Consider the following 21,182-nt stretch of genomic DNA (forward strand, 5'->3'; position numbering starts at 1 on the left):
TGTCGTCGTTCGCCGACGAGGTGACCCGCGTCGCGCGCGAGGTGGGCACGGAGGGCAAGCTGGGCGGTCAGGCCCAGGTGCGGGGCGTCGCCGGCACCTGGCGGGACCTGACCGACAACGTGAACTCGATGGCGTCGAACCTCACCGCCCAGGTGCGCAACATCGCCCAGGTCTCCACCGCCGTGGCGAAGGGTGACCTGTCGCAGAAGATCACGGTCGACGCCCGGGGCGAGATCCTGGAGCTGAAGTCGACGGTGAACACGATGGTGGACCAGTTGTCGTCGTTCGCCGACGAGGTGACCCGCGTCGCGCGCGAGGTGGGCACGGAGGGCAAGCTGGGCGGTCAGGCCCAGGTCAAGGGCGTCTCGGGTACGTGGCGGGACCTGACCGACAACGTGAACTCGATGGCGTCGAACCTGACGTCGCAGGTGCGCAACATCGCCTCGGTCACCACGGCCGTGGCGAAGGGCGACCTGTCGCAGAAGATCACGGTCGACGCCCAGGGCGAGATCCTGGAGCTGAAGTCCACCGTCAACACGATGGTGGACCAGCTGTCGTCGTTCGCCGACGAGGTGACCCGCGTCGCGCGCGAGGTGGGCACGGAGGGCAAGCTGGGCGGTCAGGCCCAGGTCAAGGGCGTCTCGGGCACGTGGCGGGACCTCACCGAGAACGTCAACCAGCTCGCCTCGACCCTCACCACCCAGCTGCGCGCCATCGCGCAGGTCTCCACCTCGGTGACCCGGGGCGACCTGACCCAGCGGATCGCGGTCAAGGCGCAGGGCGAGGTCGCCGAGCTGAAGGACAACATCAACCAGATGATCGTCACCCTCCGGGAGACGACCAAGAAGAACGCCGAGCAGGGCTGGCTCGACTCGAACCTGGCCCGGATCGGCGGCCTGCTCCAGGGGCAGCGTGACCTGGGCGAGGTCTGCCGCATGATCATGATGGAGGTGACCCCGCTGGTCGACGCGCAGCTCGGCGCGTTCTTCCTGGCGGACACGTCCGAGGGCGTGATGCGCCTGCGGTTGACCGCCTCGTACGGCTACGTCGCCCGGGGGCACGAGGTCACCTTCGGCCCCGGCGAGGGGCTGGTCGGCCAGGCCGCCCTGTCCCGCCGCACGATCCGGATGGGCGGGGCGCCGGACGGCAAGCTGATGCTCCGCTCCGGGCTCGCCGAGACCCCGCCGGCCGACCTGGTCGTGCTGCCCGTGCTCTTCGAGGGCGAGCTGCTCGGGGTCATCGAGTTCGCCAGCGTCGCGGCCTTCTCCGAGCTGCACCTGTCGTTCCTGGAGCGGCTCGTGCTCACCACCGGCATCGCCGTCAACACCATCCAGGCCAACCGGCGTACGGAGGAACTGCTCGCGCAGTCCCAGCGGCTCGCCCACGAGTTGCAGGAGCAGTCGGCGGAGCTCCAGCGCACCAACGCCGAGCTGGAGGACAAGGCGCAGCTGCTCTCGGAGCAGAAGGGCAACATCGAGACGAAGAACCGGGAGATCGAGCTGGCCCGGCTCGGCCTGGAGGAGAAGGCCCAGCAGCTCACGAGGGCGTCGGCGTACAAGTCGGAGTTCCTCGCCAACATGAGCCACGAGCTGCGTACGCCGCTGAACTCGCTGCTGCTGCTGGCCCGGCTGCTGGCCGAGAACTCGGAGCGGAACCTCACGCCGAAGCAGATCGAGTTCGCCCGCACGATCCACGGCGCCGGCTCCGACCTGCTGTCGCTGATCGACGACATCCTGGACCTGTCCAAGATCGAGGCGGGGCGGATGGACGTCGAGCCCACGCCGGTGCGGTTCGACGAGATCCGCGGCTACGTGGAGCAGGCGTTCGCGCCGCAGGCCGAGGAGAAGGGCCTGGACTTCCAGGTGCGGGTCGGCAGGGACCTGCCGGAGGCGCTGGTCACCGACGCCCAGCGACTCCAGCAGATCCTGCGCAACCTGCTCTCCAACGCGGTCAAGTTCACCGACAACGGGACGGTGACGCTGCGGATCGGGCTGGCGCCCGACAACGCCGTCTTCGACGTGCCGGCCCTGACCAACGCGCGGCAGGTCATCGCGTTCACCGTGGTCGACACCGGCATCGGCATCTCCGACGACAAGCTGTCGCTGATCTTCGAGGCGTTCCAGCAGGCCGACGGCACCACCAGCCGCCGCTACGGCGGTACGGGGCTGGGGCTGTCGATCAGCCGGGACCTGGCGCGGCTGCTGGGCGGCAGCATCGTGGTGGCGTCGGCGCCCGGCCAGGGCTCGACGTTCACCCTCTTCGTGCCGGACGTGCTCGCGCCGGACGCGGTGGTCGCGCCGCTGCCGCCGTCACCGGCGCGGGCCGGACTGCCGTCCTCGTTGCTCATGCCGCCGCCGGAGCTGCCCGAGCCGGCCTCCACGCCGGCCACCCGGCGGCTGGAGGGCGCCACCGTGCTGATCGTCGACGACGACGTCCGGAACGTCTTCGCGCTGACCAGCGCGTTGGAACTGCACGGCCTGACCGTGTTGTACTCGGACAACGGGGCGGACGGCGTTCGCCTGCTGGCCGAGCATCCGGAGGTGGACATCGTCCTGATGGATGCGATGATGCCCGATCAGGACGGGTACGAGACGACCCGACAGATCAGGCGCAACCACCGGTTCGCCGACCTGCCGATCGTCTTCCTGACCGCGAAGGCCATGCCCGGCGACCGCGAGTCGGCGCTGGCGGCCGGAGGAAGTGACTACATCACCAAGCCCGTCGACCTGGACGAGTTGATCGAACTCATGTCGTCCTGGATCAGCGGCAGCCGAACCGAGGAGAGTTCGTGACCCAGATGGCGAAGGCGCTGCTGGTGGACGACCGCCGGGAGAACCTGATGGCACTGGAGGCGATTCTCCAGGGCCTGCCGGTCCAGTCCGTCGCCGTCGAGAGCGGCGAGGCGGCCCTGAAGCAGCTGCTGGTCGACGACTTCGCGGTGATCCTGCTGGACGCCCAGATGCCGGACATGGACGGCTTCGAGACGGCCAGCCACATCAAGCGGCGTGAGCGTACGCGGCACGTGCCGATCATCTTCCTCACCGCCGCCGACCGGGACGCCCAGCTCGCGCTGCGCGGTTACGCGGTCGGCGCGGTCGACTACCTGACCAAGCCGTTCGACCCGTGGGTGCTGCGGGCCAAGGTGTCGGTCTTCGTCGAGCTGTGGGTGAAGACCCGGCAGCTCGCGGCCCAGTCGGATCTGGTGCGGGAGCGGGACGCGCAGCTACGGGTGCTGACGGACGCGGTCGACGAGGCCACCGCCATGCTGCGCCTGGACGATCCGGACTCCCTCGACCGCGCGGTGCAGCTCCTCGAACAGGCCCGCTGGGGCAACACCCCCTGACCCACCCTGCCGGCCCGGGCCCGGCCCGGCCCGGCGCCCGGCCCAGCCCGGCGCCCGGCCCAGCCCGGCGCCCGCCCCTCGTCGATCATGACGTTAGCGGTGCGAAATGGCCGAATTGTCCCCGGCCAACCTCATGATCGACTCGGCGGGGGGGCTGGGGACCGGGGGCGGGAGGGGGTGGGTCAGCCGGTGGTCTGGTCGTTGCGGATCATCAGGGCGCTGCGCAGGCCGGTGATGTCCAGGACGCGGAGCAGGAAGTCGCCGACGTTGGTCAGGATCAGCAGGCTCTGCGCGTGGCTGGCCTTGCGGCTGAGTACGACGAGGGTGCCCAGGCCCTGCGAGTCGCAGAAGGTGACCCCGCCGAGGTCGAGCACGATGCGCGGTGGTGGATCGGCGAGGACCTCGTTGACGACGGTCGACAGCTGGGCGGCCGTGAGCATGTCGATCTCACCGGCCAGGCGAAGCACAGCTTCGTCGCCCGTCCGGTGTAGCGTGATGGACAGTTCGGCACGATCCACCGGGTCAGCCTAGCGCGATCCGGACCACCCGGCCTGTCGAGCGGTGACGACCGAGCCCGCCGAGCGCGCCGGCCCTGCTCCCGAGACCGGAAACGCCCTCCTTCCCGGCACCCCGGAGGGGCGGGAACGGCACCACCCGGGAAGGGCGGTGGGAGGCCGGACCGGGTGAGCCTGGTAACCCCGGTGCGGGGTGCCTGCCGATTCGCCGCCCGGCGCTGACACAATGGCGGCATCGTGACCGATATGTTTCCCGCCGGATCCGGCCGCTACCCGGCCGAAGCACCGGCCTCCGAGGCCCTGTTCGACCGCGCCAAGGCCATCGTGCCCGGCGGGGTGAACTCCCCCGTGCGCGCGTTCCGTGCCGTCGGCGGCACGCCGCGCTTCATGGTCCGGGGGGAGGGGCCCTGGCTCTACGACGCCGACGACCGGCGCTACGTCGACCTGGTCTCCTCCTGGGGACCGCTGATCCTCGGCCACGCGCACCCGGAGGTCGTGGACGCGATCAGATCGGCCGCGACCCGGGGCACCAGCTTCGGCACCCCCACTCCGGGCGAGGTGGAGCTGGCCGCCGAGATCGTCGACCGCACCCCGGTCGAGCAGGTCCGGCTGGTCAACTCCGGCACCGAGGCCACCATGTCGGCGATCCGGCTGGCCCGCGGCTTCACCGGCCGCCCCCGGATCGTGAAGTTCTCCGGCTGCTACCACGGGCACTCCGACGGCCTGCTGGCCGCCGCCGGCTCGGGGGTGGCGACCCTCGGCCTGCCCGATTCGCCGGGGGTGACCGGCGCGGCGGCGGGTGACACGATCGTGCTGCCGTACAACGACCTCGCCGCGGTGGAGCAGGCGTTCGCCGCCGAGGGCCAGGACATCGCCGCGATCATCACCGAGGCCGCCGCCGGCAACATGGGCGTGGTCGCCCCGCGCGACGGCTTCAACCAGCAGCTCGCCCGGATCGCGCACGCGCACGGCGCGCTGCTCATCGTCGACGAGGTGATGACCGGGTTCCGGGTCTCCCGCGCCGGGTGGCACGGCCTCGACCCGTCCGACGCCGACCTGTGGACGTACGGCAAGGTCATGGGGGGTGGGCTGCCGGCCGCGGCGTTCGGCGGGCGCGCGGAGATCATGGAGCGACTGGCCCCCGCCGGCCCGGTCTACCAGGCCGGCACCCTCTCCGGCAACCCGCTGGCCTGCGCCGCCGGCCTGGCCACCCTGCGGCTGGCCGACGACGCGCTCTACCGCAGGCTCGACGACACGGCCGCCGTCGTGGGCAGGCTCGCCGCCGACGCGCTCGCCGCCGCCGGGGTCCCGCATCGGCTGTCGTACGCGGGAAACATGTTCTCGGTCTTCTTCACCGACGCCGACGTGGTCGACTACGACAGCGCGCGCACCCAGCAGGTGCCGGCCTTCAAGGCGTTCTTCCACGCGATGCTCGCCGGCGGCGTCTACCTGCCGCCGAGCGCCTTCGAGGCGTGGTTCGTGTCTGCGGCGCTGGACGACGCCGCTCTGGAGCAGATCGCCGCCGCGCTGCCGGTGGCGGCCAACGCTGCTGCGGCGGCGGGTCACGGGGGGTAGCGGTGAGCGCGAGGAGTGAGCCGGGTTTGCGAGCCCCGCAGTCGCGAACGAAGGGGGCGCAGCGGTGAGCGCGAGGAGTGAGCCGGGTTTGCGAGCCCCGCAGTCGCGAACGAAGGGGGCGCAGCGGTGAGCAAGACCGTGGTCCACGTGCTGCGGCACGGCGAGGTGCACAACCCGGAGGGCATCCTCTACGGCCGGCTGCCGGGCTTCCGGCTCTCCGAGCTCGGCGTGCAGATGGCCAAGGCCGCCGCGCAGGGGCTGGCCGAGCGGGAGGTCGTGCACGTGGTGGCCAGCCCGCTGGAACGCGCCCAGCAGACGGCCGAGCCGATCGCCGCGCAGTTCGGGCTGCCGGTCGGCGTGGACGAGCGGCTCATCGAGAGCGCCAACTGGTTCGAGGGCAAGAAGGTCTCTCCCGGCGACGGCTCGTTCCGCGACCCCCGCAACTGGTGGGTGCTGCGGGACCCGGTCACCCCGTCCTGGGGCGAGGCCTACCGCGCGATCGCGGAGCGGATGTTCGCCGCCGTGCACGCCGCCCGGGTGGCCGCCGAGGGGCGCGAGGCCGTGCTGGTCTCCCACCAGCTGCCGATCTGGACGCTGCGCCGGTACGTGGAGCGCAAGCGGCTCTGGCACGACCCGCGCAAGCGCCAGTGCGGGCTGGCCAGCCTCACCTCCTTCCACTTCGACGGCGCCAAGGTCGTCGGCATCGGCTACTCCGAGCCGGCCGCCCACCTGATCGCGATGTCGCCGACAGCCAGGACGGCCAAGGGGGCCTGATGAACGCCCGGAGGTGGACCGCGGGTCTGCTCGCCGCCGTCGTGACGGTGGCGCTGGCCGGCTGCTCGTCGCGTGACGGCGAGAAGGCGTGCGACAACTCCGGCGGCATCATCGAGTGCGCCCCCGACCAGCGTTCGGCCGCCCCGAAGCTCGCCGGTGAGCTGCTCACCGGCGGCAGCCACGACGTGGCGAAGGACCGTGGCCAGGTCGTGGTGGTCAACTTCTGGGGCTCGTGGTGCGCGCCGTGCCGGGCGGAGGCGGACGACCTGGAGAACACGTACCAGGCCACGAAGGCCTCCGGGGTGACCTTCCTGGGCATCAACATCCAGGACCAGCGGGACAAGGCGCTCGCCTTCGAGGAGAGCTTCAAGGTCACCTACCCGAGTCTCTTCGACCCGCCGAGCCGGCTGGCGCTCGCCCTGGACATCCCGCCGAACACGATCCCGGCCACCGTCGTGCTGGACCGGGACGGCCGGATCGCCGCGGTGATCCGGGCGGCGGTGAAGCAGGAGGGCCTCCAGCCCATCGTCGAGCGGATCGCGGCCGAGCGGCCGGCCCCCAACGGTTCCCGCTGATGGGCGAGACGTTCCGGGAACTGGCCCAGTCGGGTCCGCTGCTGCTCGCCATCGGCGCGGCGGCGCTCGCGGGACTCGTCAGCTTCCTCTCGCCGTGCGTGCTCCCGCTGGTGCCGGGCTACCTGTCGTACGTCACCGGCCTCGCCGGCGCGGACCTTGAGACCCGCCGGCCGAGCGTGAGGAACGACAGCGCCGACAGCGCCGACAGCGCCGGCGGCGGGGTGGCGGTGCGGGAGCGCACCGAGGCGCCGAGGGCCGCGGTCAAGGGCCGGGTGCTCGCCGGCACGCTGCTGTTCATCGCCGGCTTCACCGTCGTCTTCACCGCCACCGCGATCCTCTTCGCCGGCGTCGGCAGGGTCTTCTTCGAGTACGAGCGGACGCTGGAGATCGTCATCGGCGCGCTGATCGTGGCGCTCGGGCTGAGCTACGCGGGGCTGCTCCCCGGGTTGCAGCGGGAGTTCCGGATCCAGCGGCTGCCCGCCGCCGGGCTGCTCGGCGCGCCGGTCTTCGGCGCGGTCTTCGCGCTCAGCTGGGTGCCCTGCGTCGGCCCGACCCTCGGCGCGGTGATCGGGATGGCCGCCGTCGGCGGGCAGACCGACCGGGCCGTGGTGCTCGCCGTGGCGTACTGCCTCGGGCTGGGGCTGCCGTTCGTCGTCTTCGGGCTGGGCTTCGAGCGCCTGCTCGGGGTGTTCCGCGCCGTCCGGCGCAACAGCCGCTGGGTCACCCGGCTGGGCGGCGCGCTGCTGATCCTGATCGGCCTCGCGCTGGTCACCGGCGGCTGGACGAACTTCGTGATCTGGTTGCAGACCACCGTCGGGGTGGGCGAGGTGAGCATCTGATGACCGCCGTCGACGAGCGGCCGGCGCCGCCGGCCGAGGCTCCCCGGCGCCGGCCCAACCGCCTGCTGGCCCTGCTGCGCAACTCGTGGCGGCAGCTCACCAGCATGCGTACGGCCCTGGTGCTGCTCTTCCTGCTCGCGGTGGCCGCCATCCCCGGCTCGGTGCTGCCGCAGCGCGGGGTCAACCCGGAGGACGTGCGGGACTACTTCACCGCGCACCCCGACCTGGCCCCGGTGCTGGACCGGATCGGCGCCTTCGAGGCGTTCGGCTCGGTCTGGTTCTCCGCGATCTACCTGCTGCTCTTCACCTCGTTGATCGGCTGCATCACGCCCCGGCTGCGCGACCACGCGCGGGCGCTGCGGTCGAAGCCGCCGGCCGCGCCGAAGCGGCTGGACCGACTGCCGCAGCACGCCGTGCTGCCCGCCCCGGAGGGTGGCGCGGCGGCGATCGCGGCGGCGCTGCGCCGGCGGCGCTGGCGGGTGGTGGTGCGCGGCGACGAGGTCTCCGCCGAGAAGGGCTACCTGAAGGAGACCGGCAACCTGCTCTTCCACAGCTCGTTGGTGGTCGTGCTGGTCGGCGTCGCGCTCGGCTCCTGGTACGGCTGGAGCGGCAACAAGCTGCTGGTGGCCGGCGAGGACAACGCGTTCTGCAATACCCGCCAGCAGTACGCCGAGAGCAAGCTCGGCCCCCGCGTCGACAGCGCCGACCTGCCGGGCTTCTGCATCCGGCTCGACGACTTCGAGGCCCGGTTCCTGGAGTCCGGCCAGCCGGAGTTCTTCGACGCCAGGGTGACCGTCGACGAGGCCGACGGCGAGCGGCGGCAGGCCAACTTCTCGGTCAACGCCCCGCTGCGCCTCGACGGCGCGAACGTCTACCTGCTCGGCCACGGCTACGCCCCGGTGATCCGCTACACCGACCGGTTCGGCAAGAGCCAGACCAGCAACTTCCCGTTCCTGACCACCGGCGACGTCGGGCTGACCAGCGAGGGCCTGGCGGCCTTCCCGGACATCAACGTCGACCCCGCGACGGGTGAGCGGGACCCGAACCTCCAGATGGCCTTCTCCGGCCTCTACCTGCCGACCGCGCCGGCCGCCGCGCCGTTCGCCCGCTCCGAGTACCCCACCGAGCGGAACCCCGCGCTGAACCTCGTCGCGTACCGGGGCAACCTCGGCATGGACGCCGGCATCCCCGGCTCGGTCTACGAGCTGGACCAGCGGCAGGTGCGCGCCGGCAAGGTCAAGGAGGTCGGCACGAAGCTGCTCCGCAAGGGCGAGACCTGGAAGCTGGACGACGGCACCACGGTCGAGTTCCTGGGCACCGAGCCGTACATCACCCTCTCGGTCCGCTACGACCCCGGCTCGACGCTGCTGCTGGTCAGCGCCGCCGTCCTGCTGGTCGGGCTGATGGGCTCGCTGTTCGGGCGGCGTCGCCGGGTCTTCTTCCGGGTGCTGCCGGCCGGTGCCGCCGACCCCACGAGTGGATCTCCGACGGGCGGTAGTAGTTTGGTCGAGGCCGGTGGCCTGCCGCGCACCGACCATCCCGGGTTCGCCGACGAGTTCGCGCAGCTCGTGGCCGCGATCGGCGGCGACGGGCGGTCGGACGAGGAGGCCGGCGTCGACCGCGACGGCGGCGACCGGGCCGGAGCGCGAGAAGGAGCCGAGTGATGTCCGCACTCTCCGACCAGTTGGTGTCGTTCGCGATCCTGGTGTACCTGGTCGCGATGATCAGCCACGCTGTCGAGTACGCGCTCGGCAACTCCCGCGCCCGGGTGCCCGCGGCGCCGGCCCGCGAGCTGGTCGGCGCAGGCGTCGGCGCGGCGGGGGGCGGCACCCCGGTCGTACCCGTCGAGACCGGGCCGTCGGCGGCGGAGCGTACCGCCGGGCGCGCCCGGCTGGCGGGCCTGGTCGCCGTCGCGGCCACCGCGCTCGGGGCGCTGCTGCACCTCGGGGCGCTGGTCACGCGCGGTCTCGCCGCCGACCGGATGCCCTGGGGCAACATGTACGAGTTCGTGCTCACGGGCTCCTGGATCGGTGCCGCCGCCTGGCTGGTGGTGCTCTGGAAGCGGCCGCAGCTGCGCCGCCTCGGGCTGTTCCTGTCGCTGGTGATGGTGCTGCTGGTGGCGACCGCCGAACTGGTGCTCTACACCCCGATCGTGCCGCTGGTGCCGGCGCTCAACTCGTACTGGTTCGTCATCCACGTCTCGACCATCGTCTTCGCCTCCGGCATCTTCCTGCTGGGCGCGGTGCCGGCGGTGGCGTTCCTGATGCGCGCCGGCTACGAGCAGGGCCGGCGGAGCTTCCCGTACACGCTGGCGAAGCGGCTGCCGGCGGCGGCGGCGCTGGAGCGGCTGACCTTCGTGCTGCACGCCTTCGCGTTCCCGGTCTTCACCTTCGCGGTGATCGCCGGGGCGATCTGGGCCGAGGCGGCCTGGGGGCGGCCGTGGGGCTGGGACCCGAAGGAGACCTGGTCGTTCATCTCCTGGGTGATCTACGCGGGCTACCTGCACGCCCGGGCCACCCCGAGCGTGAAGCGGAACGTGGCGACCTGGCTCGCCGTCGTCGGCTTCCTCACCATGCTGATGAACCTGTTCGGCGTGAACATCTTCTTCGAGGGCCTGCACTCCTACGGCGGCCTCGACTGACTCCCCGCCGCCGCGCCTGACGGAACGGCACAGGGGCCCTGGACACCGCCCGGGTCAGCCGCCGAACCAGCCGGGCACGTCGAGGGCACGTACACCATCTCCACCTTTGCCAACCGGCTCACCGGCGCCCCGCTCGACCCGCCCGTGGCCGCGTGCGCCTGGGAGCCGGCCGGCTGATCGCCGGTGTCACACCACCCGGCGTGGTCGCCGCCCGGAGCGGTGCGGGAGACTGGCAGGCATGGCGGCTCGTGGCTTCCCGTACACCGATCTCAAGGACTTCCTCGCGGCGCTGGAGCGCGCGGGCGAACTGCGGCGGGTGAGCGCCCCGGTCGACCCCACCCTGGAGATCAGCGAGATCGTCACCCGGACGGTCCGCGCGGGCGGCCCCGCGCTGCTCTTCGAGCGGCCCACCCGGGGCGAGATGCCGGTGGCGATCAACCTCTTCGGCACCGAGAAGCGGATGGCGATGGCGCTCGGCGTCGAGTCGCTGGACGAGATTGGCGAGCGGCTCGGCAACATGCTCAAGCCGGAGCTGCCGGTGGGCCTCTCCGGGATGATGGACGGCCTCGGCAAGGTCAGGCAGCTCACGTCGATGCCGCCGAAGAAGGTCAGGACCGCCCCCTGCCAGCAGGTGGTCTACCGGGGCGACGACGTCGACCTGGACCGGCTGCCGGGCCTGCAGGTCTGGCCGGGCGACGGCGGGATCTTCCACAACTTCGGGCTGACCCACACGAAGCACCCGGAGACCGGCAAGCGCAACCTGGGGCTGTACCGGTTGCAGCAGCACTCGCGGAACAGCATCGGCATGCACTGGCAGATCCACAAGAACTCCACGGCGCACCACGCGGTCGCCGAGCGGCTCGGGCAGCGGCTGCCGGTGGCGATCGCCATCGGCACCGACCCCGCGGTCGCCTACTCGGCCAGCGCGCCACTTCCCGCCGACATCGACGAATACCTGTTCGCCGGGTACCTGCGCGGGGAGCGGGTCGAGATGGTGGACTGCCTGACGGTCCCGCTTCAGGTGCCGGCGCACGCGCAGATCGTCCTGGAGGGCTACATCGAGCCGGGTGAGCGGCTCCCGGAGGGCCCGTTCGGCGACCACACCGGCTTCTACACCCCGGTGGAGCCCTTCCCGGTCATGCACATCGAGTGCATGACCATGCAGCGTGCCCCGGTCTACCACTCGATCGTCACGTCGCAGCCGCCGCAGGAGGACCACGGCCTCGGCAAGGCCACCGAGCGGATCTTCGCGCCGCTGCTGCGCTTCCTGATCCCGGACATCGTCGACTACGACCTGCCCGCCGCCGGGGTCTTCCACAACTGCGCGATCGTGTCGATCCGCAAGCGCTACCCGAAGCACGCGCAGAAGGTGATGAACGCGATCTGGGGCGCGCACATGATGTCGCTGACCAAGCTGATCGTGATCGTCGACGAGGACTGCGACGTGCACGACTACAACGAGGTCGCCTTCCGCGCCTTCGGCAACGTCGACTACGCCCGGGACCTGCTGCTCACCGAGGGGCCGGTGGACCACCTGGACCACGCCTCCTACCAACAGTTCTGGGGCGGCAAGGCGGGCGTCGACGCGACCCGCAAGCTGCCCGAGGAGGGCTACACCCGGGGCTGGCCGGAGGAGATGCGGATGGCCCCCGAGGTCGTCTCCCTGGTCGACAAGCGCTGGAAGGAGTACGGCATCTGATGGCCACCGCCGTCGAACCGGTGGAGCGACCGGGCCGGGTCAAGTCCTTCCTCAAGCTGGTGGCGATCGAGCACTCCGTGTTCGCGTTGCCGTTCGCGTACCTCTCGGCGCTGACCGCCATGCAGGTCGACGGGGGGCGGGTCCGGTGGCTGGACCTGCTGCTGATCACCGTGGCGATGGTCGGCGCGCGGACGTTCGCGATGGCCGCCAACCGGATCCTGGACCGCCGGATCGACGCGCGGAACCCGCGTACCGCCTCCCGGGAACTGGTCACCGGGGCGGTCAGCGTGCGGACGGCCTGGACCGGCGCGGCCGTCGCGCTCGTGGTCTTCCTCGCCGCCGCCGCCCTGCTCAACCCGCTCTGCCTGGTGCTCGCGCCGCTCGCCGTGGTGCCGCTGGTCGTCTACCCGTACGGCAAGCGGTTCACCAACTGGCCGCACGCCATCCTGGCCGTCGCCCAGGCTGTCGGGCCGGTCGGCGCCTGGCTGGGCGTCACCGGCACCCTGGACGGCTCCTGGCCGGCCTGGCTGCTCGGCGTGGCCGTCGGCCTCTGGATCGGCGGGTTCGACCTGATCTACGCCTGCCAGGACGCCGAGGTGGACCGGCGGATCGGTGTGCACAGCGTGCCGGCCCGCTACGGGCTGCGGTTCGCGCTGCACGCCTCCACCGTGGCGCATGTGGCGACGTTCGCGCTCTTCGTCTGGTTCGGGGCGCTGATCGGCTTCGGTTGGCTCTGGTGGATCGGGCTGGGGGCGACGGCGCTCGCCTTCGGCTACCAGCACCTGGTGGTCAGCCCGACCGACCTGAGCAAGGTCAACCGGGCCTTCTTCACCGCCAACGGCTTCGTCGGCATCGCGCTGTTCGTCTTCGCCCTGCTCGACCTGGTGATCCGCCTCGGCCTGCGCGCCTGACCGGGGCCGCCGCCGGCCGTCGTCGCCTGCGTCCGGGCCCGGCCGTGCCGACAGGTCCAGCCCCGACGACGCCGTGCCCGGTGGTCAGGAAGCGGCCCTTCCGCCACCGGCTGCGTTGACGAGACGGCCCTCCCCGCCGCCGTAGCGGGTGCTCTCCAGGGTCCAGTCGACGGTGGCCCGGACGGCGTTCGCCACCCCGTCGAGGTGGTCGGCGACCGCCCGGTCCAGCGCCGGGCCGAACGACGGCACCGCCGCACCCAGCTCGACGAAGCGCCGCATCGACGCCCGCCAGCGCTCGACCGTCAGGCCGATCGCGGTCTCCACCGGCACCCGCTGCTCGGCCACCGTCGCGAGGACCAGGTTGTGCCCGCCGGAGGTGGCCGTGTCGCGCTCCAGCGAGGCGAGGTCGTTGTACCAGGAGAGCAGGTCGTTGCCGGTGTCGGCGATCTCGCGCAGCAGCGGGTGGTGGTGGACCGGGTCGGGCAGCGGGCGGCCGGTGACGAACTCCACCAGCGGATACGACACGTACGCGGCGGAGGTGGCGCGCCGCAGCGCGACGTACTCCGCGACGCCGGGGCGGCGGCCGGCCGCCTTGTTCGCCGCCTCCCGCCACGTGCCGTCGAGGTGGTCGGCGACGGCCCGGGCGAAGCGCGTCCGCCAGCGGGCCGGCATCCGCCGGCGCGGCTCCCGCCACCCGTGCACCAGCAGCCGCCGCAGCGGCCCGGTCAGGCCGGCGTGCCGGAGCCGGGGCCCGGCGTGCAGCAGGGTCAGCGTGCCGGCGCGCAGCGCCCGGATCTGGTCGGGGCCGAGCCGGCCCGGCCCGTCGCACGCGTCGTCGACCAGGAAGAACCAGGTGAACAGGGCGGTCAGCACCCGCAGGTCGGCCTCGGCGGCGCCGGGGTAGAGCCGGCCGGCGTAGCGGGCGACGCTGGCGTGCGCCAGCCGTTGCGACGCCGCGTCGTCGGCCGCCAGGCCGAGGCCGGGCAGCAGGTCGCCGACGAGCCACTCCTGCACCCGGTCGGCGTGCGGCGAGAGCCGGGGCGGGATGGGGCACTCGGACCGTAGCGCCCGCAGGACCTCGCCGGTCATCACCGATTCCTCCCGGGTGCGAACCGCTTCCGTGCGAATCGCCACCGGCAGCATGTCAGGCCGTCGGGATGGGCGCGCTCCCGACCCGACATCGCGCCCTTCGGGGGACAACCGCCGCCTGAGGCGGACATCATGGACGCTCCGGGCGGGGTGCCCGACGTCGGGCGGGGGCGACCAGGCAGGCTGGAGGGCATGCGCGAACCATGGGTGGTCGGAGTCTCCGGGGCGTCCGGCACGCCGTACGCGGCGGCCGTCGTGCGGGCGCTGCTCGACGCCGGGGAGGCGGTGGACCTGATCGTCTCCCGGGCCGCGCGGCTGACCGTCCTGGACGAGACCGGCCGCCCGTTCCGGGACGGTCACTGGGCCGAGGACCTCGCCGCCTGGCTGGGCCGCGACCTCGCGGGAGCCGACGTGCGGCACTGGCCCGCCGGCGACCTGGCCGCCGGGCCGAGCAGCGGCTCCTACCGGGTACGCGGGATGGTGGTGGTCCCGGCGAGCACGGCGGCCTGCGCCGGCATCGCGATCGGGCTCTCCAAGGACCTGTTGCAGCGGGCTGCCGAGGTCAACCTCAAGGAGCGCCGGCCGGTGGTGGTGGTGCCCCGGGAGACGCCGGTGACCCGCAGCCACCTGGAGCACCTGATCGCACTGCACGACGCCGGGGCGGTGGTGCTGCCGGCCAGTCCCGGCTTCTACGGCGCGGGGGCGGCGGCCTCCGCCCCGCAGCTCGTCGACTTCGTGGCCGGCAAGGTGCTGGACGCCCTCGGCGTACCGCACACGCTGTTCCGTCGTTGGTCGGGTGAGCTGGGCGCGGCGCGGGAGTGAACCGGGCCCGGCTCACCGGACGCGGACCGGAGCCTGCGTCCGGTCCCCGCGACGATCCGCACCATTCAGTACATGCCGGCGTTGGCCGGGCCCGGCCCGGTCGAGGCGGCCGGCCCCGCGTTGCGCGGTTTGCCGACGTCTTCCGCCTCGTCCAACATGCCCTCCCCCTCAAGCAGGGCCCGCACCTCGGATTCCCGAAACCGGCGATGCCCGCCTGGAGTCCGGATGCTGCCTATCCGGCCCGCCGCTGCCCATCGCGTCACAGTCTTCGGGTCAACCCGAAACAGCGCGGCAACTTCACCCGGTGTCAGCAGGCGATCTCCAGTGTCCACAGCCCCCTCCTCGCGTCGACGAAGCCCCCGGCTGAACACACTGCCCCCGGCCGGTGCGAGCCCAGAGCCGTCATGAGGGACGTATGGCAATTACAGCACCAGCGACCTGGCCTGTCCGCCAAACGCGAAAAACGCACTGAGTGGGAAGTTAGGAAATATTACCTGCGTACGGCTCCCTTGACTGCGAGTTTGCGGACGACTACAACCCGTCATGTCCAACGCGCGCCGGATGCCCGACGTTACGCCCGGACCGCTAGGGTCACAGTCCGTGGACGCCATCGACCTGAGCCTCGTGGAGCTGCTGCGCAGCAACGCCCGCCTGTCCTACGCCGAGCTGGCCCGGCAGGTGGGCCTCTCCGCGCCGGCCGTGCACGAGCGGGTCGGCAAGCTGGAGTCCAGCGGCGTGATCCGGGCCTACCGGGCGGAGGTGGAGCCCGAGGCGATCGGCTACGCCGTCACCGCGCTGATCGGGATCGTCGAGGACTCCGGCGGCGACACCGACGACGTGCTGGAGGCGTTCCGGCAGATGCCCGAGATCGAATCCTGCTACTTCATGGCCGGCGTCGAGTCGTTCCTGCTCAAGGCCCGGGTCGGCACCATCGCCGAGCTGGAGCGGCTCATCGTGCGGCTGAACCGCACCCCGGGCGTCGCCTCCACCCGGACCGGCATCGCCCTCTCCACCAAGTGGGAGAACCGGCCACAGGCCCCCGTGCCTCCCGCCGCCTGACCGCCGCCCTGGCCGAGCGGCCCTGGTGCGGGGCGCCGGGCGGCGATAGCGTGCGCCGATGACGAAGCCAGCCCCGGGAACGGCCGTGGTCACCGGCGCGGCCGGCGGCCTCGGCCGCGCCATCGCCGCCGCGCTGCACGCCGACGGCTGGCCGGTGCTCCTCACCGACCACGACGCCGAGGCGGTGGCCCGCGCCGCCGCGCCGCTGGGCGGCTGGTCCCGCCCGCTGGACGTACGCGACTCCGACGCCTGCGCCGCCGTCGCCGCCGAGGCCGCCGGCCGGGGCGGGCTCGGCCTCTGGGTCAACAACGCCGGGATCCTCGTCACCGGCCCCTCGTGGGAGCACGACGCGGCGACCCGCCGCCGGGTGGTCGAGGTCAACGCCCTCGGCGCGATGAACGGCACCCTCGCCGCGCTGGCCGTTATGCGTGCCCAGGGGCACGGGCACGTGGTCAACGTCGTCTCCCTGGCCGGACTGGTGGCCGCGCCCGGCGAGACCGTCTACGCGGCCAGCAAGCACGCCCTGGTCGCCTCCAGCATCGGCACCCTCGCCGACCTGCGGCTGGCCGGGCACCGGCGCGTACACGTGTCGTGCCTGTGTCCGGACGGGATCTGGACGCCGATGCTGCACGACAGGCTCGACGACCCGGGCGCCGCGGCCTCCTTCACCGGGACGCTGCTGACCCCCGAGCGGGTGGCCCGGCGGGCCGCGCGGCTGGCCCGGCGGCCCCGCCCGGTGGTCAGCGTCCCCCGCTGGCGCGGCGCGCAGGTCCGGCTGCTCGACGCGCTGCCCGGCGCCGCCGTGCGGCTCGCCCCGCTGATCCTCGCGGCCGGCCGGGCCGGTCAGCGCCGCCAGCGCCGCCGGGTGGGGGACGACTCATGGTGAGCCGGCTTGCTAGGTTGCGGGCGTGACTCATCTCGACCGGTGCGACGAGGCCAGCCGGCGCTGGGTGACCGAGGCGATCGCCGCCGTCGAGGCGGACGCCAACCGCTCCGCCGACACCCACCTGCTGCCGTTTCCGCTGCCCCGGCCGTGGGGGATCGACCTCTACCTCAAGGACGAGTCGGTGCACCCGACCGGCTCGCTGAAGCACCGCCTGGCCCGTTCGCTCTTCCTCTACGGGCTGTGCAACGGCTGGATCGGCCCGGAGACCACGATCGTGGAGGCGTCCTCCGGTTCGACGGCCGTCTCCGAGGCCTACTTCGCCCGGATGCTGGGGCTGCCGTTCGTCGCGGTGATGCCCGCCTCCACCTCGCCGGAGAAGATCGCCCAGATCGAGTTCCAGGGCGGCCGCTGCCACCTCGTCGACGACCCGGCCAAGGTGGTCGTCGAGGCCCGCTGGCTGGCGGAGGACTCCGGCGGGCACTTCATGGACCAGTTCACCTACGCCGAGCGGGCCACCGACTGGCGGGGCAACAACAACATCGCCGAGTCGATCTACGCGCAGCTCGCCCTGGAGCGGCACCCGGTGCCGGCGTGGGTCGTGGTGGGCGCCGGTACGGGGGGCACCAGCGCGACCATCGGCCGGTACGCCCGCTACCAGCGGCTGCCCACCAAGTTGTGCGTGGTCGACCCGGAGAACTCCGCGTTCTATCCCGCCTGGCAGGCGGCCGACTGGTCGGTGCGCACCGGGCGGGGCTCCCGCATCGAGGGGATCGGCCGGCCGAGCGTGGAGGCGTCGTTCGTACCCTCGGTGGTGGACCGGATGGTCCAGGTGCCCGACGCCGCCTCGCTGGCCGCCATGCGCGCCGGATCGGCCGTGCTCGGCCGCCGGGTCGGCGGCTCGACCGGCACCAACCTGTGGGGCGCCTTCGGGCTGATCGCGGAGATGCTCGCCGAGGGCCGCACCGGCTCGGTGGTCACCCTGATCTGCGACGCCGGCGACCGCTACGCCGACACCTACTACGCCGACGACTGGGTGGCCGCCCAGGGGCTGGACCCGACGCCGCACCTGGCGACGGTCGAGCGCTTCCTCACCACCGGCGCCTGGCCGGCCTGAGCCGGCTGGTCGACCTCGCCCTGAGGCTGATCGTCCTCGTCCTGAGCCGCCCGGTCGGCCTGAGCCGGCTGGTCTTCCCGGCCTGAGCCGCCCGGTCGGCCTGAGCCGGCCGGGGGAACGCCCGTGGCCGGGTCAGCGCGGGTCGACGCGCTCGGCCAGCCCGGGGTAGCGCAGCACGTAGCCGTCGCCGTCGAGGTCGATGTCGGCCGTGAAGGTGTCGCTGGTGAAGCGGACCCGACCGGGGCCGAGCGGGGTGTAGACCTGCTCGGCGGGCACGACCAGCAGACCGGGCACCAGCACCCAGGCGACGTCGATCCGGTGCGGGGTGTCGGCCGCGGCGTCGGCCAGCCCCAGCCGGTGCACCGGCAGCGTGTTGAACAGCGCCGCGCCGCCGAGGTCGACGTCGAGCGCTCCGGCCAGCCGGCCCGGGTCGTCGGTGCCGGGCAGCCCGACCGGCGGGTGGCCGGCCGCAAGCAGCGCCGCGTCCAGGTCACCCTGCTCGGCGGTGGTCACCCGCCACCCGTCGGCCACCCGCTCCAGGCGTACGCTCCGCAGCCATCCGGCGCCCTCCGCCTCCACCTCGACGCGGGTGCTGGCCCACCGCGGGTCGGTGGCGAGCTGGTAGCGGCAGGTGTAGGGGATCGGGTCGACGGCGGTCAGCGTGCCCCGCGCACTCAGCCCACGACCGTCGTCGAACAGTGCGTGCTCCGTGCCGGCGGTGTCCGTCCGGGTCCAGAAGAGCGACTTCGGCATGGTCGGCATGAGCCGGACGTTACGCGACCCGGCCGACACCGGCAGCGGATGCGGAAACGCCGCCGCGGGGCCTGGGTCCCGCGACGGCGTCCGAAGATGACGCTGACGATCAGTGGGTGCGCGCCGGCGGACGCCCGCCGAAGCCCCGCCGCTCGTCGCGCGGCCGCTCGTCGCGCCCCCGACCCTCGGGCCGGAAACCGCCCCGGTCGCCGAAGCGCCGCTCGCCGCGCTCGCCGTAGCCACGGCCCTCGGTCGGGCGGTCGCCGTAGCGGCGTTCGCCCTGGGGGCGGTCGCCGTAGCCACGGCTGTCGGTGGGTCGGTCGCCGTAGCGGCGTTCGCCCTGCGGGCGGTCGCCGTAGCCACGGCTGTCGGTGGGTCGGTCGCCGTAGCGGCGTTCGCCCTGCGGCCGGTCGCCGTAGCGGCGCGGGCCGCCGGGCCGGTCGCCGTGCCGGCGCGGCTCCTCGGGCTCGACGCGCACCGGAACGCCGCTCGGCTCGCGGGCGCCGGTCAGCTCGGCGAGCGCCGGATCGCCGGCCCGCACGCGGGTCTCGGCCGGTGCCACGCCGGCCTTCTCCAGCATGGCGAGCGTGGTCCGCCGCTGCTTCGGCAGCACCAGCGTGGCCACCGCGCCCGACTCGCCGGCCCGGGCGGTACGACCCGCACGGTGCAGGTAGTCCTTCGGGTCCTTCGGCGGGTCGACGTGCAGCACCAGCGTGACGCCGTCGACGTGGATGCCCCGGGCCGCCACGTCGGTGGCGACCAGGACGTTCACCCGGCCCTCACGGAACTCGGCGAGCGTGCGGGTACGCATCCGCTGGGTCTTGCCGCCGTGCAGTCCACCCGCCCGTACGCCGACGGCGGCCAGCTGCTCGACCAGCCGGTCGACGCCGAGCTGGGTCCGGGCGAAGACCATCGTCCGCCCGTCCCGGGCCGCGATGGACGCGGCGACCGGGAACTTGTCGTGCGGCGGGATCAGCAGCATGTGGTGGTCCATGGTGGACACCGAAGCGGTGGACGGGGCGGTGGAGTGCGTCACCGGGTCGGTCATGAACCGCTTGACCAGCGCGTCGACGTCGCCGTCCAGGGTGGCCGAGAAGAGCAGCCGCTGGGTGCCGGCCGGCGTCTTCGCCAGCAGCTCGGTGACCTCGGGCAGGAAGCCCATGTCGGCCATCTGGTCGGCCTCGTCGAGGACGGTGACCTCGACGTCGTCCAGGTGGCAGACGCCCCGGGCGATCAGGTCGCCCAGCCGGCCCGGGGTGGCCACGATGATCTCCACCCCGCGCCGCAGGGCGTCGATCTGCCGGTCGTACGGCACGCCGCCGACGGCGGTCTTCAGGAACACGCCGACGGCCTTGCCGAGCGGCATCAGCGCGTCGTTGACCTGCATCGCGAGCTCTCGGGTCGGCACCAGGACCAGGGCCCGGGGGCGCAGCGGCCGGGCCCGGTTGCGGTCGGCCACCAGGGCCAGCAGGGGAAGGCCGAAGGCCAGGGTCTTGCCGGAGCCGGTCTGGCCCCGGCCGAGGACGTCCCGGCCGGCGAGCGCGTCCGGCATGGTGGCGCGCTGGATCTCGAACGGGGTGGTGATGCCCTGCCGGGCGAGCGCGTGGACCAGCGGCTGGGGCAGCCCCAGCGCGGCGAAGTCGGTGGCCTCGGGCGTCACCGGGGCGGCCTGGCCCTGGGCGGTGCCGTCCTGCTCGACGGCGGTCTGCGCGTCGGCGGTGTCGAGGGCGGTCGGAAACGTGCTGGGTTCAGCAAAGGTCGTCAAGAAATGCCTTTCGAGCGGGGCGCATCTTCGCGATGGCCTGCCGCAGCTGAACGCCGCCGAATCGCCCGCAAGATCGCCCATGGGCGCGCAGGGCGCGCCGGGTCAGTGATCCCCACCAGTGTACGGCGAAGCGACGAGCCCGCCACCGGACCACGGACGGGTAGTGGGCGGGCTCACCATCGTCGTCGTACGCGGCTCACTTGCTCAGGACGCCGCCCACCAGCCCGCCCACCGTGTCGTTGGCGAGCAGCACGACCAGCACGCTGATCGCCACCAGCAGGCCCAGCGAGGCGGCCAGCACGACCATCACCTTGGTCGTGCTCGACCGCTCCTCGGTGGGGGTCTCCGTCCAGCCCTGGGCCAGGATGTGCCCGGTCAGCGAGCCGGAGTTCTCCACCGGGTTGCTCGGGAACGAGACGGTGCTGAAGCCGGGGCCCTCGGTACCGGCACCGTAGATGGTGCCCAGGTCGGGCCCGCCGTCGTAGCGGCCCGTGGTGCCGCCCCCGGCCCGCCCGGCGCGCGTGGCCGGGCCGCCGTCGGAGCCGCCGTCGGCGCGACCAGCCAGCCGGCGCGCCTCCCGGGGCGCGGTGGCCGGCTCGGCACCGCCCGGGCGGCGGTCGCCAGGGCTGGTCGGCGGCGGCCAGGCCGGCAGCGCCGGGGCGGGCACGACCGGCGCCACGGACGCCGGTGGCGCGGGCGCCGGTGGCGCGGATGCCTGGGGCGCGGAGAACGAGGGCCCGGAGAACGAGGGTCCGGGGAACGGCGGCGCGGAGGCCGGTGGCGTGGAGAACGGGGGCGCGGAGGCCGGGGGCGCGGAGGCCG

General features: G+C 73.1%; 19 protein-coding genes and 1 pseudogene. 14 read left to right on the forward strand and 6 right to left on the reverse strand.

What is annotated here, in order from left to right:
- On the forward strand, positions 1–2,792 hold a 2,792-nt coding region (locus ACSNN9_RS21905), incomplete at its 5' end, for a HAMP domain-containing protein (protein WP_436675148.1).
- Positions 2,789–3,343: a response regulator gene (locus ACSNN9_RS21910; RefSeq protein WP_358087790.1), complete on the forward strand. Its 555-nt coding sequence runs from the start codon at positions 2,789–2,791 to the stop codon at positions 3,341–3,343. The genes ACSNN9_RS21905 and ACSNN9_RS21910, both read left to right, overlap by 4 nt.
- A gap of 182 nt (positions 3,344–3,525) precedes the next feature.
- On the opposite strand, the gene ACSNN9_RS21915 is transcribed toward ACSNN9_RS21910, so the two are convergent.
- Positions 3,526–3,861: an STAS domain-containing protein gene (locus ACSNN9_RS21915; RefSeq protein WP_121397135.1), complete on the reverse strand. Its 336-nt coding sequence runs from the start codon at positions 3,859–3,861 to the stop codon at positions 3,526–3,528.
- 234 nt (positions 3,862–4,095) lie between these two features.
- On the opposite strand from ACSNN9_RS21915, the gene hemL reads away from it, so the two are divergent.
- From hemL to mqnP, 8 genes are all read left to right on the forward strand, one after another.
- Positions 4,096–5,433: a glutamate-1-semialdehyde 2,1-aminomutase gene (gene hemL, locus ACSNN9_RS21920; RefSeq protein ID WP_436675149.1), complete on the forward strand. Its 1,338-nt coding sequence runs from the start codon at positions 4,096–4,098 to the stop codon at positions 5,431–5,433.
- A gap of 126 nt (positions 5,434–5,559) precedes the next feature.
- Positions 5,560–6,207: a histidine phosphatase family protein gene (locus ACSNN9_RS21925; RefSeq protein ID WP_357871338.1), complete on the forward strand. Its 648-nt coding sequence runs from the start codon at positions 5,560–5,562 to the stop codon at positions 6,205–6,207.
- Positions 6,207–6,782, forward strand: a complete 576-nt coding sequence (locus ACSNN9_RS21930; RefSeq protein WP_436675150.1) for a TlpA family protein disulfide reductase — start codon at positions 6,207–6,209, stop codon at positions 6,780–6,782. Before ACSNN9_RS21925 ends, ACSNN9_RS21930 begins: the two co-directional genes overlap by 1 nt.
- Entirely contained in the window at positions 6,782–7,621 is an 840-nt protein-coding gene (locus ACSNN9_RS21935; RefSeq protein WP_436675151.1) for a cytochrome c biogenesis CcdA family protein, read from the forward strand. The genes ACSNN9_RS21930 and ACSNN9_RS21935 overlap by 1 nt, the downstream gene beginning before the upstream one ends.
- A complete protein-coding gene (gene resB / locus ACSNN9_RS21940) occupies positions 7,621–9,285 on the forward strand; it encodes a cytochrome c biogenesis protein ResB (protein WP_436675152.1) in 1,665 nt (554 codons plus the stop codon). Before ACSNN9_RS21935 ends, resB begins: the two co-directional genes overlap by 1 nt.
- Positions 9,285–10,262, forward strand: a complete 978-nt coding sequence (gene ccsB / locus ACSNN9_RS21945; RefSeq protein ID WP_436675153.1) for a c-type cytochrome biogenesis protein CcsB — start codon at positions 9,285–9,287, stop codon at positions 10,260–10,262. The genes resB and ccsB overlap by 1 nt, the downstream gene beginning before the upstream one ends.
- A gap of 238 nt (positions 10,263–10,500) precedes the next feature.
- Positions 10,501–11,961 (forward strand): menaquinone biosynthesis decarboxylase, encoded by a 1,461-nt coding sequence (locus tag ACSNN9_RS21950; RefSeq protein ID WP_436675154.1) that lies wholly within the window; start codon positions 10,501–10,503, stop codon positions 11,959–11,961.
- Positions 11,961–12,872 (forward strand): menaquinone biosynthesis prenyltransferase MqnP, encoded by a 912-nt coding sequence (gene mqnP, locus ACSNN9_RS21955; protein ID WP_436675155.1) that lies wholly within the window; start codon positions 11,961–11,963, stop codon positions 12,870–12,872. Before ACSNN9_RS21950 ends, mqnP begins: the two co-directional genes overlap by 1 nt.
- Positions 12,873–12,956: 84 nt before the next feature.
- Here the strand turns inward: mqnP and ACSNN9_RS21960 are convergent, their stop codons facing one another.
- Positions 12,957–13,961 carry a terpene synthase family protein gene (locus ACSNN9_RS21960; RefSeq protein ID WP_436675156.1) on the reverse strand — a complete coding sequence of 335 codons (1,005 nt, stop codon included), beginning with the start codon at positions 13,959–13,961 and terminating at the stop codon, positions 12,957–12,959.
- Positions 13,962–14,153: 192 nt separating this feature from the next.
- Here ACSNN9_RS21960 and ACSNN9_RS21965 point away from each other — a divergent pair, with 192 nt between their 5' ends.
- Positions 14,154–14,783: a UbiX family flavin prenyltransferase gene (locus tag ACSNN9_RS21965; RefSeq protein ID WP_436675157.1), complete on the forward strand. Its 630-nt coding sequence runs from the start codon at positions 14,154–14,156 to the stop codon at positions 14,781–14,783.
- Positions 14,784–14,848: 65 nt separating this feature from the next.
- Here ACSNN9_RS21965 and ACSNN9_RS21970 read toward each other — a convergent pair whose 3' ends face one another.
- Complete coding sequence (locus tag ACSNN9_RS21970; protein ID WP_089002465.1) at positions 14,849–15,115, reverse strand: BldC family transcriptional regulator; 267 nt, start codon at positions 15,113–15,115, stop codon at positions 14,849–14,851.
- Between the two features lie 268 nt (positions 15,116–15,383).
- Here ACSNN9_RS21970 and ACSNN9_RS21975 point away from each other — a divergent pair, with 268 nt between their 5' ends.
- From ACSNN9_RS21975 to ACSNN9_RS21985, 3 genes are read left to right on the forward strand one after another with little or no spacing between them, the layout of a single operon-like run.
- Positions 15,384–15,842 (forward strand): Lrp/AsnC family transcriptional regulator, encoded by a 459-nt coding sequence (locus ACSNN9_RS21975; protein WP_357871367.1) that lies wholly within the window; start codon positions 15,384–15,386, stop codon positions 15,840–15,842.
- A 58-nt stretch (positions 15,843–15,900) separates the two neighbouring features.
- On the forward strand, positions 15,901–16,728 hold the full coding sequence (locus tag ACSNN9_RS21980) for an SDR family NAD(P)-dependent oxidoreductase (RefSeq protein ID WP_436675158.1): 828 nt from the start codon (positions 15,901–15,903) through the stop codon (positions 16,726–16,728).
- 22 nt (positions 16,729–16,750) lie between these two features.
- Entirely contained in the window at positions 16,751–17,842 is a 1,092-nt protein-coding gene (locus tag ACSNN9_RS21985; RefSeq protein WP_358087829.1) for a PLP-dependent cysteine synthase family protein, read from the forward strand.
- Between the two features lie 132 nt (positions 17,843–17,974).
- Here the strand turns inward: ACSNN9_RS21985 and ACSNN9_RS21990 are convergent, their stop codons facing one another.
- The 3 genes and pseudogenes from ACSNN9_RS21990 to ACSNN9_RS22000 all read right to left on the reverse strand — a co-directional run.
- Positions 17,975–18,595: a putative glycolipid-binding domain-containing protein gene (locus ACSNN9_RS21990; RefSeq protein WP_436675160.1), complete on the reverse strand. Its 621-nt coding sequence runs from the start codon at positions 18,593–18,595 to the stop codon at positions 17,975–17,977.
- Positions 18,596–18,704: 109 nt separating this feature from the next.
- Positions 18,705–20,360: a DEAD/DEAH box helicase gene (locus tag ACSNN9_RS21995; protein ID WP_436675159.1), complete on the reverse strand. Its 1,656-nt coding sequence runs from the start codon at positions 20,358–20,360 to the stop codon at positions 18,705–18,707.
- Between the two features lie 196 nt (positions 20,361–20,556).
- A pseudogene (locus ACSNN9_RS22000) lies at positions 20,557–21,182 on the reverse strand (hypothetical protein); the annotation flags it as partial.

The sequence above is a fragment of the Micromonospora sp. URMC 107 genome (assembly GCF_051386315.1).
In the GTDB taxonomy this organism is placed as follows: Bacteria; Actinomycetota; Actinomycetes; order Mycobacteriales; family Micromonosporaceae; genus Micromonospora.